Source organism: Brachybacterium atlanticum (assembly GCF_025669985.1).
In the GTDB taxonomy this organism is placed as follows: Bacteria; Actinomycetota; Actinomycetes; order Actinomycetales; family Dermabacteraceae; genus Brachybacterium; species Brachybacterium conglomeratum.
Window position 1 is genome coordinate 37,013 of the sequence record NZ_JAKJJW010000004.1, and the last position, 12,333, is coordinate 49,345.

At 68.1% G+C, this 12,333-nt stretch carries 9 protein-coding genes; 1 reads left to right on the forward strand and 8 read right to left on the reverse strand.

All coding sequences use genetic code 11. The features are described from left to right. Positions 1-54: 54 nt before the first annotated feature. Entirely contained in the window at positions 55-423 is a 369-nt protein-coding gene (locus tag L3K22_RS02885; RefSeq protein WP_263310055.1) for a hypothetical protein, read from the reverse strand. Continuing rightward, entirely contained in the window at positions 420-1,574 is a 1,155-nt protein-coding gene (locus L3K22_RS02890; RefSeq protein ID WP_263310056.1) for a hypothetical protein, read from the reverse strand. The genes L3K22_RS02885 and L3K22_RS02890 overlap by 4 nt, the downstream gene beginning before the upstream one ends. Positions 1,575-1,719: 145 nt before the next feature. Here L3K22_RS02890 and L3K22_RS02895 point away from each other — a divergent pair, with 145 nt between their 5' ends. Then, positions 1,720-2,373, forward strand: a complete 654-nt coding sequence (locus L3K22_RS02895; protein ID WP_263310057.1) for a hypothetical protein — start codon at positions 1,720-1,722, stop codon at positions 2,371-2,373. A gap of 22 nt (positions 2,374-2,395) precedes the next feature. On the opposite strand, the gene L3K22_RS02900 is transcribed toward L3K22_RS02895, so the two are convergent. From L3K22_RS02900 to L3K22_RS02925, 6 genes are all read right to left on the reverse strand, one after another. Beyond that, the gene (locus L3K22_RS02900; RefSeq protein WP_263310058.1) at positions 2,396-4,912 is read right to left on the reverse strand and encodes an ATP-binding protein; all 2,517 of its coding nucleotides are present in this window, start codon (positions 4,910-4,912) and stop codon (positions 2,396-2,398) included. A 1-nt stretch (position 4,913) separates the two neighbouring features. Beyond that, a complete protein-coding gene (locus L3K22_RS02905) occupies positions 4,914-5,954 on the reverse strand; it encodes a hypothetical protein (RefSeq protein ID WP_263310059.1) in 1,041 nt (346 codons plus the stop codon). 53 nt (positions 5,955-6,007) lie between these two features. Then, a complete protein-coding gene (locus L3K22_RS02910) occupies positions 6,008-6,556 on the reverse strand; it encodes a hypothetical protein (RefSeq protein WP_263310060.1) in 549 nt (182 codons plus the stop codon). 176 nt (positions 6,557-6,732) lie between these two features. Next, a complete protein-coding gene (locus tag L3K22_RS02915) occupies positions 6,733-7,278 on the reverse strand; it encodes a hypothetical protein (protein WP_263310061.1) in 546 nt (181 codons plus the stop codon). 3 nt (positions 7,279-7,281) lie between these two features. After that, positions 7,282-8,745, reverse strand: coding sequence for a RecB family exonuclease (locus tag L3K22_RS02920; protein ID WP_263310062.1), 1,464 nt, complete (start codon positions 8,743-8,745; stop codon positions 7,282-7,284). Positions 8,746-8,867: 122 nt separating this feature from the next. Continuing rightward, positions 8,868-11,933 (reverse strand): toprim domain-containing protein, encoded by a 3,066-nt coding sequence (locus L3K22_RS02925; RefSeq protein WP_263310063.1) that lies wholly within the window; start codon positions 11,931-11,933, stop codon positions 8,868-8,870. Positions 11,934-12,333: the final 400 nt, after the last annotated feature.

Genomic DNA, 12,333 nt, shown 5'->3' on the forward strand with positions numbered 1-12,333 from the left:
ATGAGTTCGAGACGGGGACGGTGTCGGTCGCCGACGAGGGCCGCGAACCGCACCTCAGCCCTCAGGGTCCTCAGTGATTCGAGGCCGCCGGCGGCGCCACGCCCGCGCCAGGACGATCCCGTAGCCGCCGATCAGCAGGACGACCCCATACAGGGGTACGGCGGTGAAGAACCCGATCCACACCAGCACGTACTCGAACCAGCGCCCGCGTTCCCGGGCCGAGACACCCATGATCACGGCGCCGGGCAGGACCACGAGGGCGAGGACGAGGAGAGTGCTTCCTGTCGCTGCGGTGATCGTCGAGATGACGATGAGCCACAGGCCAGCCACGGAGGCGCAGGCGCCGAAGGGCAGCACGTAGTCGCGCACGGTCGCCGCGAGCAATCCGGTACGCCGGGTCGAGGTCTCGGTCGTGGTGTTCATGCGGGAAACCTCCATGAGGTCGGGGTGAAGTAGACCGGGTCAGCCACGGGCAGCGGGTCGATGAACAGTGCGATCAGCCCCGACAACAAATCCAGGTCGGCGACCCCAAGCTGCTGCGCGGCCTCGTGCAGCAGAGCCGGGAGTTCAGCTCGCGCGGCGTCACGGCGCGCAGTCTCGGCTCCGGTCGGCCGCCGGCGGATCCGGTCGAAGTCCGTATAGACCTCCACCCGGGAGTCGAGGAACGCCTCGAACACTCCGCTTACCGCAATGGCCGCCGCCTTCGGAACCCCGTCTCGGGCGCGTGCGCGGAGCCGCTCGAGCACTCGGGAATGGATGGTCGGGCGCGGCAGGCGACGGAGCGCTGCGCTGGCCAACACTCGTGGAATGTCGCGGTCGGGCGTGGAGAGGGCGAGCATCGCGGACACGTCATCCCGGCCCCAGCCGGCCCACAACACCCGGATCGACTCGTGAAGCGACGGATCCACCCCGGCGATGTCCCCGGCGAGAACGCGGCGCAGCTCCTCGGGGCGACACTGCAGCACCTTCCGTAGCCAATCCGACTGCTCGCAGGTCAGATCCCAGGGCCGGAGCGCCGGCAGTCCGAGGAGCTGATGAAGAGCGGACGCGTGCACGACGCGGATCGTGGCGCTGGTCGCCGGCATGCCCCGTGTCGCGTCTTCGACAACCGGGACCGACGCAACCAACACCTCGTCCTCCGCACTGGCGACCGCGGCCCTCTCGAGCACCAGCGGGACAGCCAGTTCACGAGTCTCGATCGACATCTCGCGCAGGATGCGGGTCGTGCGCATCGAACCGATGACCTTTCCAACCCAGCCCGCAGCCGACGCCCCGCCGTCGCAGAATCGGCGGGGATCGAGATGCCCTTCGTGACCCGGGTCGCCGAGCGCGTAGCGGACAAGCATCGCCGTCACCGCAGAGCCGACCTCGTCACTCCCCCAGGCGTCAGCAAGCCGCTGATGGTGGCGCCGGCACATCTGCGCGACGACACCACTGTCGACGGCGACAGAGAGGATCTTCGCTGCCGCCTCGCTCCGCGTGAGCGCCCCCGCCTTGTACTTCCCGCCGAGGATGCGGGCGCGAACGTCCACCTGGCCGGAGGCCGCCGAGCGAACGTGGGCGCGCGAGATCATGCCGCCGCAGTGGGCGAGTTGGGGACCTCGCAGGACGGGTCAGATCAGGGCGCGACTCCCATCGCCAGTTTGGCGAGGCCGAGTTTCCCTGCGATCTGGCTCAACCCTCGAACACCCCCATGCCTCGAGCACTATGGTTCGAGCCATGGTCACCCCTGTCACGCTCACGGTCGCGGGCACAGAGTTCGCCGTCCCCCAGGCACTGGCCCGTTTCGCGAAGTACCCGCGCAAGACGCCGGACAGGTTCGACTACCCGCCGCGAGGTGACTTCGGCACGATCTCGCTGGAGGAGATCAAGCGGACTCGGTACGTGAGTTCGAGGATCTCCTACGCCCAGGGCGACTGCTTCGTCACGACAGCTGCAGATGCACCGTGGATCCCCGCAGATTCAGACCTTGCCAACGCAGACCCTGAGGTCAGAGGTGGACTCTTCGACGGCATGTCTGACTTGTATCGGTACTTCAGTGGGAACTCCCCGAAGGGGATCGCTTTCGCGAAGATCCACAAGGTGCTGCACGTGAAGTACCCAGGCGCATTCCCGCTACTGGACTCTCGTCTCTGGAAGTCGTACCGCGACGCTGCCAGAACCCACAAGTCACGCTTCCCAGAGCTGTGGGACAGCGAGCACCGGTGGCTGGCCGTGCGCGATGACCTCGTCGCCTCCCGCACGTCCGGTGCAATCGGCGAGCTGCGCGAGGCCATGACGAAGTACGAGCACAGCGACCCGGATGCCCAGAAGCGCGTGCGCGACATGACTCAGCTGACCGACGTGAGACTGCTCGACATCCTCGTCTGGTGACCCGGGCCGATCTGCAGTTGCCTCAAATGACGGCCCGTCCCTCGCGGCGCGCCCGGTCCAGCGCGTTGGTGGAGGACTTGGCGAGGAAGTCGGCCGGGATCTTGATCTCGACGTCAACGGCGCGGTCGTCGAGGTCGCAGTACAGGCCGATCGCTCCCCGGATGAGGCGGACACGGTTGTCCTTGTCGTCGTACTCGAACAGGGGCTTGCGGCTGCCGAAGTTCGCGCCCCCCTTCCCGATGCGTTCCGGTGCGGTCGTGAACCGCAGCCGTTCCGGAGTCGGCTCGACACCGAACAGGCGGAACGCCGCCTCAGCCTCCTTGGGGTCCTTCGTGTGGAGGATGATCCCGCGGGCGATGTGATTGGTGAGGTTCGCTTCGATCAGGTCGGAGATCCGCTGGGTGAACAGGATCGGGAACACCTCGAGGGAACGCGCGAGCCTACCCAGGCGCTCCATCTCCTCAGCCCCGGCACCGAGGAACACCCACGCCTCATCCAGCATCAGCACGCCCCGACGGCCACGGAGCGCTTCTGCCGAGCCGAACACCATCATCCGGATCAGCGCCGAGGAGACGCGTTGCGTGAGGCCGAGGGTGGTCTGGTCGACGCCCATGGGTGGGAGTTCGAGGTTCGCGTTGCCGACCTTGATGTAGGTGATCCCCTCGGCGGCACTGAGGACGTGCCCGTCATCGCTCAGGCCGACCATCGCGCCGAACAGGGGGTCGTTCCTGGACTGGCGGAGGATCGGATCGACCAGCTCCGCGGTCGCCTTCCCGTCCACCAGTGCGGTCTCGAGGGCGGTGCCGATGGCTTTCGCGCCGCAAGCGACACCGTACTTCAGGGCCTCCTGCAGGTCGGCTTCGAAGTTCTGGACCGAGTGGGGCCACAGGTTCACGGCGTGGAGCATGGAGACGGCCGTGTTGATCCCGTCTCCGGGCGTCTTCGAGAACCGCAGCGGATCGAACACTCCCGTGCCGCCGGCACCACCCAGTCCGGCGGAGTCCCCGGCGAAGGAGTCGAGGGAGAACGTCGTGCCGTGCTCGCCGAAGGACTCCGAGAAGTCGCTGTCCTTCTTCGGGTCGATGACGATGACAGGACGACCTTCGAGCGCGTACTGGTACGCCGTGTACGCCATGAACTGCGACTTTCCCGCACCGCTGCTTCCAACCACACACCCCACCGGGTAGGTGTCCGTGTCCGAGGACGCGGTCGCGCTCATGAGTGCTTCTTGCCGGTCGCTCAGCGTGAAGCCAACGTTCGCTCCGGACGCGTCACCGACGGTAGCAAGCGACGCGATCCCGGAGTAAGCGACGGCCGAGGACGGGAGGTCCATCAGGTTCGGGTTCGCGCGGACCGGGGAGCCGATCCAGGATTCGGCGAGGGCGAGGGGTTGGCGGTTGTCCATCGGGGCGACCTCGAACGCGGTCCCGTTGCCGAGAGTGTCGAGGCGCTTCTTCCCCTGGCCGGTGAACGCGGCGACGACGCTCGTCTCCACAAGGGTCGGGAACGCCTTCCCCGTCGAGTACGCGCCTTCGACCTGCTCGAGAGTCTGGACCATCTCCTCCTGCTGCTGGTCGTCGAGCTTGCCCTGGGCTCTCGCGTTGCGGATGTCACGCAGGTAGCGGTCCCGTTGCCGGCGCAGCTCCTTGCGCGTGATGGGACTCGGTTCGATCAGTCCCCGGATCGACACCATCACCGCCCCCCGGTCCAGGAGGGTCGTCGCCCACGTGGAGAGAGCGTTCGCAGCGCCTTGGAAGGGGAGGTCAAGTCCGTAGATGGAGCCCATGCGGAGGACGTGGTGGCCTTCGATTCCGGTGGGCCAGGTGGTGCAGTTCTCGACGTCGTGGCGAGCGGCGGTCTGGGATCCGGCGACGGTCCGGAACACGTGGAGGTGGTCGGCGTGGGGTAGCAGGGATGCGCCGGTGGAGCCGCCGGCGGCCCACCAGGATTCGGCGAGGTGGAAGTCCCGTGGGGTGGGGATCGTGAAGCCGGAGCGGGTCATCATGTCGCTGACGTCGTCGAGGTCCTGCTGGTAGTCGCCCATCGGCACCTCGTAGGTGGTCATGGAGGTGGCGACCGAGTCGATGACATCGCTGATCGTGCGGTCTGCACCGCCGACGACGTCGTTGAGCTTCGTGCCCATGAGCAGGAGCCGGTCCTGGGTGCGCTCGTCCCTGAACCAGTCCTGCAGGGTGTCGGCGTGGCGGGAGCTTTCGGGGGGCGAGTAGCGGCGGGGAAGGTTCACGAGGAGGAGGTGGAAGGGGCGGTAGCGGGCGCGGGCCATGGAGCGGCGTGCGGTCGTGTACGGGGTTTCGGCGGCGAGCTCTTCGATTGCGGCGGCGATCGGGTCCCCGACGTCGAGGGCCTTGGCGTGGGTCTTCGCGTCCTTCACCGGTGCGAGTGGCGCCTTGCGGTACAGCCACAGTCCTCCGCCGACGGGGAGGACGCGGCCGTCGCCGTAGCGGACCCTGGTGGCGGTGGGCATCTTCGGCACCCGGTAGTCCTCGAGCTGGATGTCCTTCGCGGGGGTGGTCGCCATGTCACTCCTCCCCCTCGTCGGTCGGTTCGGCGGTTTCTCCCCCACCGTCGGATGCATCCGGGGTGCGAGTGGCGGGGTCGTCGACCTGGCCGGTCAGGGTGACGGCGTTCTGGTGGTCGGTGAGGGTGGTGCCCGTGCCGGTCGATCCCCAGGCGGTGACGTAGGGGGCTGCCGTGTCGGCGCCGCGGACGAGTACGTCGTACTGCACCGTCGTCGCCCCGTCCCCCGACCCTTCAGCAGTGTCCGCGTCGGTGAGCTCGACGGACACCGTCGCGACCACCGTCGACGCATCCAGGTCCCCGTCCTTCCCGACGGGCGAGAACGCCTGGATCACCGACACTCCGTCGACGTCGACGCCGGTGAGGGTCGAGTACACGTGGCCGGGGTCTTCGTCGCGGGTGGCGAGCTTCAGTTCATTCGGGGAACCCGCCAGGGCTACAGCCCACGAGGTGATCGCATCGGTCATCGAGGCAGATGCACTCGCAGCCTCCCACCCGTCAGTCGGTTCGGCCGGTTCCCACTCGGCGACGGCGCTCGGCGGCAGGGGCGTCACCGTCGGGGCCGCCAGCACCTTCACCCCTTTCGAGGGGGCGATGGCGGTACGGACCGCGGCCCGGTAGTAGACCCCGCTCGGGGTGCGGATCGTGAAGTCGTGCGTCATCAGCTGATAGCCGACATCCTGCTCGGTCGCCTCCACGGTCTCGTGGTTGCTGGTCCCGTCCCAGGACGTGATCTCGGCGCCGGCGAACACCGACTCCTCGCTGCCGAGCCACTGCTCGAGTGCCTGCTCAGCCTCGGTCCGGCCGGTCTCGGAGACGGTGATCTGTGCGCTCGCAGGGCCAGTGGTCGGAGCGCCGTTCAGAACGATGCTGAACATGAGGATCAGGCCGATCACGTTCAGCGGCGCGAGGATCATGCTGACGTACAGGGCCCTGCGCGCGTTCCGGTAGCGACGCTTCCCGCGGGTCCGCGCGGCGGGGTCCGGCACCGTCTCGGCCATGTCGTACAGGTCAGCGATCTGAGAACGTCTCCTGTGCCCCATCCCCGAAACCCCTTCCCGTCAGTACTGCGTGTTCGTCGGCTCGACTGCTGTGGTCACTTGGCGAGGAGGCGGATCAGGCGCTGCAGAGCACCGTCGTCGATCACTGCAGCCCGGACCGGTTCGACCAGCATCAGTGCCGCGTCGGTCGACTTCGCCGGGAGCTGACCGGGGAGGTCCTGGGTCGAGAACGCTGTGACGAGCCGGGTGAGGGCCTGCAGCTCCGGCTGCGACATGCCGACGAGATGCACGACGGCTTCGGGGAGGGTCCCGGCCTGGATGATCGTCAGGTCCGCGACCGCAGCCTCGAGCGGCGACGTCTTCGAGGACATGATCGTGGTGGTCAGGTCGGCGATCCCGGGGGTCTCGGCGCCGGTGAGCTCCGCGGCGAGGAGCCGCGTGTCGTCGTCGGTCTCGGCGATCTCTTCGGCCTTGCTCGCGATGCGGAGGAGGGTGGCCTTCGCGGTCCGGGCGGTGGGTCGTCCCCGCTTCGCAGAAGCTTTCGCGCCGGTGGCGCGGCGCTTGCGCGGCTTCCGCTCTGCCGGCGTCTCAGCGTCGGGCGGGTCGGTGTGGAGGGGCGGGTCGAGGACGGTCTGCTCACTCATGAAAGCTCCTGACGAACGCTGCGGGTCGGTGTCGGGATCGGGAGTGGGCGGTGGTTTTCGGACCCGTCGCACCTCTCATCAGCGCCCGCCCACTGAACCGGTCCGGCCTGGCATGAGGAGGGGCCGCACCCGCCCCGTCGTGGGATGGATGCGGCCCCCGGATGCACCTCCTCGCTTCAGGCGGCGATGGACTGACTCGCGACGTCGAAGTGGGTGTCGGCGCCGAGGTCCATGAGGTGCAGGACCACGCGGGTCTTCTTGTCCGCGTTGTTTGCCCACGGCTCCAGCACCACCCACAGCAGGACCCGGTGACCGATCAGGGCCTTCGCCTCGGAGGCGAGCATCAGCCCCTCCGGGTCGTCGGTCCGTTCGGTGCGCACGAACTCGTGCCCCGCCTCGGCGCCGTCGACCTCCTTCTTCGTGCCCGTGTACAGCAGCACCTTTCCCCGTGTGGACGTCTTCTCCCGGGTCACCTTCACGATCGTGCCGACGAACCGCTTCAGCTCGAGGCCGTCGGCCGTGCCGGTGAGGCGGTCGATCAGCTTCCACGAGGTGGAGCCCTCGGACAGTTCGGCGACGAGTTCACGGATCGCCTTGGACACTGCGACCTGGCGGGGCACGGCCCGCTCGATCCCGGGGACCTTCACGAGCCCGTCGTCGGTCGTCTCGAGCTTCGCGACCCGGTCATGGGCGGCCATGATGATCTGGACATGGTCAGTCATGGGTCAGTCCTTCTTCCGGAGCGGGGCGATGGATGCGAGCGTGTCGAGGTCGGGCGTGATGTCGTCGGTGCCGGCGAGACGGACGGCGGCGGCGGCGATGGAGCGGGTGTGGCCGGTGGTCATCTTGATCCACGTCTCCCACGTCGAGGCGTCCTCCCCGAACGGCGGCGGCACGGACTCCAGCACGGTGCGGAGCACGCCGCGGAGGCGCGTGTTGGTGCCCTCCTGGAACGAGGTCGAGCCGGACAGGCCGTCCTGGACGTCGGTGACGATCGCGGCGAGCACGTTCGTCATCGCGTCCACGGCGATCCGCTGGATCGGGACGTCGTGCCTGCCCAGCAGTTCGTAGGCGAGGCTGGAGATGCCGAAGTAGCCGGTCGCCGCGTAGCTGGCGCCGTTGAGCTTCCCGCCCACGATCTCCTCCCACGGCTTGTCCTCGGCGAGTACATGCTCGGCCATGATCAGTCCCTCCCACGCTTGGTTCGTGCTCTTCCCCGGCTCTCCCGGGGACACCGTCGAAGTGGGCGACACCCCCGCCTCACGGGACGGCGCTGCGGGGTCGATGGCGATCAGATCCGTCGCGCAGAGCGCGGTCTGTGAGTCCGTCCGATCCGTGTTGAACTTCGTCGCCTGCGCGGCAGGGCAGAGCTGCACCAGCGGGCACCACCCGCACAGCGGCCCCGTCTTCGTCGGGAACATCGCCTGCTCGACCATCCCGTTGTGGATGTCCCACGCCCGAGCGAACTCCCCGACGGTCTGCGCGACCCTCTTCACGGAGACGGCGACGATGCGGGACTTCCCGTGGCGGGTGTAGTTGATCCGGCCCTCGATGACGGGCTCGTCCTGGATCTTCCGGAGTCCGGCGGCGTAGAGGCGGATCTGGTCGCCGTGGTCATCGCCGTACAGCTCGAGCTTCCGCTTGTCCGGGATCCGGTTGCTGGTCTTGTGATCGACGGGTCGGAGCCCGGTCCGGCCCCGGGCGGTGACGCGCTGGGTGACGTCGACGTAGCCGATGAACGGCACTCCCCCGAGCTCGATCCCGGCCAGCGGCCACTCCGTTGCGACGACATCGGTGTCGCGGGGATCCTCGATCTCGAAGATGCCCTGGTACTTCCCGATCACGTCCGCGATGAACAGCTGCCGCGTCACCGGATCATTCAGCTGCGGGTACTTGTCATGGCGCCACTGGGCGACCATCGACAGCAGGATGTTCGCCGCCCGCCGCCTGGTCCGCTTCCCCGCCGGGAGGTTGTACAGCTCCTCCAGCACCGCATGCACGGCAGTGCCCTGGGTCGTCGCGGCAAACGGGTCCGGGGCCGTCTCTCCCGTGAGCTTCCCGAACGCGTACCCGGCCGCGCAGTTGTGCGTGAGCGCCCTCGCGGTCGACGCGGACAGCGCGCTGCGCCGCACCTTGCCGAGGTCGGCCGCATCGAGGTGCAGGCCCTGGCGGGTCAGTGTCGAGACCATGCCTGCTCCCTCCAATGCGTTCGTGGACCCGGTGACAGTGGGCGATTGCCTCTCCTGGCAGGACGGGCGCTATCACGCGTCACTGCCTGCTCAGTGATCGTCACCGACAACTCACTGAGCGCTCACTCGTCGTCGAACAAGATCGCCAGATCGATCGGCACCCCACGCACCCGGTCTCCGCCGATACGGGTCTCCACATCCCCGGTCCGCAGCCCGTCCCGGAGCCGCGGCTCCCAGATCCCCTCGGCGACCAGTCCCTCGTGCCAGACCGCCTGCCAGCTCGTCCGAGCAGTCTGCCCGGTCGGGATCAGATGCCTCGCCTGCTGTCGGGCGACCTGGAACGCATCCCGGTTGAACACGATCACGTCCCGGCCCTTGCCCCGCGCGTTCGCGACGTACCGGCCGAGCAGCTCCCCGCGCGGATCCCGGCCCGCCGGCCATCCGAGCCGCAAGTTCAGGCTCGGCTCGTTCGTCGGCGCCGACCCCACATCCTTCGGGACCACCGACTCGACGTACCCCTTCTGGCTCTCCAGCAGATACCGCAGCGCATCGACGAGGGCGTGCCCGGCGGTGCGCCGCTGCTGGGTGCGGGAAAGGTCCACGGTCAGCTCCGCGAGATCCTCCCGCATCGCCTCAATCCGGGCGAGGAACGGCTCATCCATGTCGAGTCCGATCGCGTACTGCTCGAGCAGCGCGACGCTGAGGAGGTACTCGGACATGATCTGCGAATGCCGGGTGGCGTTGACCTTGCTGCCGAGCGCCGCCTCCACGTGCCTCCTCGCATCCCGCGCCGAGTCATCCCGCTCCAGGATGAACGTGTCCCGCACCGCCGGGTACCCGGCACGCGCGGACCAGGACCCCATCCAGCGCAGCATCTGCGCCGACAGACGCGCCTGATCCCCCTCGGCCAGCATCCCGTTCAAGGTCGCGAGGGGGTCGACCGTGGTCGAGTTGATGAACCCTCCCCCTCCGTCGGAATACAGCGTCAGCATCCGGTCCCTCACCGAGTCGATCTGCAGCTCGTTCTCCGCTGTGACGACCACGAACGCGCGCGGCGGGTTCTGCACGCGGGTCTTCATGTCCGCGGTCATGCGGCCCTTCCCGGTGCCGTTGAACGCGGAACGGACCATCGCCTCGAGGTCGCTGGTCTGCTTCTCCCACTGCCGCTGATCCGAGTTCGGGGCGAAGTCATCGATCACCCACATCATCGACTTCGACACCGAGTTCTCCATCCACGCCCGCGTGTCCATCGCACTGCCGGGCAGGCGCTCCGCACTCCACGCCCCGCCGCGGGATGCCCAGAACCCTTGGATCATCGAGGCGAGCCAGGACTTCCCGGAGCGGCGCCCGCCGACGATGTACAAGACGCTGTGCGGGGTGATCGGCACGATCGGACGGACCCCTGCCAGCAGTGCCACCATCCCGAACCTGGGGTCGACGAACGTGTCCGGTGACGTGTACGCGTCCACGATGCGGCGCAGCAGGTCCCGCTGCTGGGCAGGGTCCATGGCCTGGTCGATGACGCCGAAGTCGTCGATGGTCGCGAACTCGTCGGCGGTCAGGCCGGCCTGGGCCCGCTCATCCCCCTCACCGGCGGGCCCGATCACCTGCCGTCCGGCGATGAACGAGGGGATCCCGTCCTTGGTGGGGACCCAGCCCTGGCAGCCCCAGAGCACGTCATCGGTGGTCTCGGAGGCGCGGTAGTCCTTGATGGCGCGGGTGAAGTTGATCCCGGAGCGGGGCGGCCACGACGGGAGGGCGGACACCTTGGTGGGGATGTCGGCGCCGTAGCGGGTCTCCCACTTCGCGGGATCTTCGTCGAGCATCGCCTTGGGTCCGCGGATCGTCGCAGAGTCCACGAGTCCGTCGGCGGTGCGCCACTGGACGGCGACGACGACTTGGCGTTCGGTGCGGGAGACGGCGCCGGGGATGATCCGTCCCCCGTCGAGCTCGTCCGCGGTCGGGAGGCGGAACTCTTCGAAGCTGACCAGGCGTCCTCCGAGGTCGTCGATCTTCTGCCAGGACTTCAGGTCGGGGCCGCCGGAGGGGTCTGGGCGGACGGTGCAGATCTCGATCGCGAACCCGTCCTGGGCGACGCGGGTCTGGCCCTTCTCGCCGGTATCGTCCACGGGCCGCTCGGGCAGGTCCGTGATCTGGAGGTCCAGGGCGTCGGCCCACCGGCCGGAGTAGGCGAGGAAGTCGTCGATCCCCCGTTTGGGGTCCACGGTCTCGTCGCCTCGCGGGGACAGGTCGATCAGGTGAGTGGTGGCGACGTTGCGCTTGGTCAGGAAGTCCATGAGGCCGTAGGCGGCGTCCCAGACGGCGGCGTTGCGGGCGATGTCGCCGTCGAAGCAGATGATCGCGTCCCGGTCCCGCATCGAGACGGTGTTCCATTCGTCGTTGCGGCGCCAGGACTGCACGCCGGGGATCGCGAGGACCAGGATCCGCTTCGCGGACGGGAGGCCCTCGAGCAGGCTGCGGAGCTTGGCGAGGGGGTCGGTGGCGCCGACGGCGGTGCGCAGGGTGTCGCTGGTGACGCCGGCGTCGCGGAGGATCGCGGTGAGGACCGAGTCGGCTTTGACGACGCCTTCGGTGAACAGGATCGGGATGGCAGGGTCGTTGAACCAGGCCGGGGGTGTGGCGGGGTGGGCATCGATCGCGGTGCCGGCACCGGCGAGGAACATGTATTTCGCCCAGGAGGATCCCTCCGGCGGGTCGTTCTCGGGGCGCAGTTGGAGGGTGCCGAGGATCGGTTCGCTGCGGGCGATGGAATCCATCTTGAAGTACGGGATCTCCATCCACGCGCCTTGTCGGGCGAGGCTGAGCAGGTGCCGGCCGGGGTTGCGTCGGCCGTCGAAGCCGAAGCGGCGCAGGGAGTCCTTCGCGTCGTCGGTCCCGGCGATGGTGCGGTAGCCGCGGGCTTGGGCGACGAGTGGCGCGATGATCGAGGATCGCAGTTTCGCGACGGACACGTCGCCGATGGAGCCGGGGTACTGCGTGGCGGGGAACGGCTGCTCTCGCAAGGTCGTGATCGCGGTGTCGATGTCGGCGACGGAGAGCCCGTCGTCGTCGTCGAACGCGGCGTCGTCGCTCGCGTCGGTGACGGCGGGTGTCTGCTCTGCGGGGTGGGCGTGGGCGTCCTGATCGGCGGGGTGCTGGGCCTGAGCGCGCGGATCCGGGGTGTTCATGCGCGCCGCAGTGGGCGGGGATCCGCTCTCGCGGGACGCTCACGGCCAGATCGGCCAGTGCCAACATGGGACTCCGGAGCGTTCGTGCAGGTCATCTACACAATCGGCGGCTTTCTCCACCCCCATGCCAACGCTCTCCACCCGCCAACACTGCAGGTCAGTTCGCGTTTACACCCCTATCCTACATAACTAACTATATACGTATAGAGAAAGAGAGATATATATGGGGTACATATATCAGCCCAGATTCCCTATACGTATATAGTTTCACCGCGCGATGTGGGATTTGGTGTCAATCGGGGTCTGACCTGCACGTATGTCGACCCATCGCCGTTGGCGCTCGGTTGGCGGCGTTGGCAATGCCACCTTGACCTGCGGTTTCGCGAAGGGCTCTGGTTAC

Excerpts from the sequence above, each read along its gene's own strand:
- L3K22_RS02885 (WP_263310055.1), bottom strand. The coding sequence starts at position 423 with ATGAACACCACGACCGAGACCTCGACCCGGCGTACCGGATTGCTCGCG.
- L3K22_RS02890 (WP_263310056.1), bottom strand. The coding sequence starts at position 1,574 with ATGATCTCGCGCGCCCACGTTCGCTCGGCGGCCTCCGGCCAGGTGGAC.
- L3K22_RS02895 (WP_263310057.1), top strand. The coding sequence starts at position 1,720 with ATGGTCACCCCTGTCACGCTCACGGTCGCGGGCACAGAGTTCGCCGTC.
- L3K22_RS02900 (WP_263310058.1), bottom strand. The coding sequence starts at position 4,912 with ATGGCGACCACCCCCGCGAAGGACATCCAGCTCGAGGACTACCGGGTG.
- L3K22_RS02905 (WP_263310059.1), bottom strand. The coding sequence starts at position 5,954 with ATGGGGCACAGGAGACGTTCTCAGATCGCTGACCTGTACGACATGGCC.
- L3K22_RS02910 (WP_263310060.1), bottom strand. The coding sequence starts at position 6,556 with ATGAGTGAGCAGACCGTCCTCGACCCGCCCCTCCACACCGACCCGCCC.
- L3K22_RS02915 (WP_263310061.1), bottom strand. The coding sequence starts at position 7,278 with ATGACTGACCATGTCCAGATCATCATGGCCGCCCATGACCGGGTCGCG.
- L3K22_RS02920 (WP_263310062.1), bottom strand. The coding sequence starts at position 8,745 with ATGGTCTCGACACTGACCCGCCAGGGCCTGCACCTCGATGCGGCCGAC.
- L3K22_RS02925 (WP_263310063.1), bottom strand. The coding sequence starts at position 11,933 with ATGAACACCCCGGATCCGCGCGCTCAGGCCCAGCACCCCGCCGATCAG.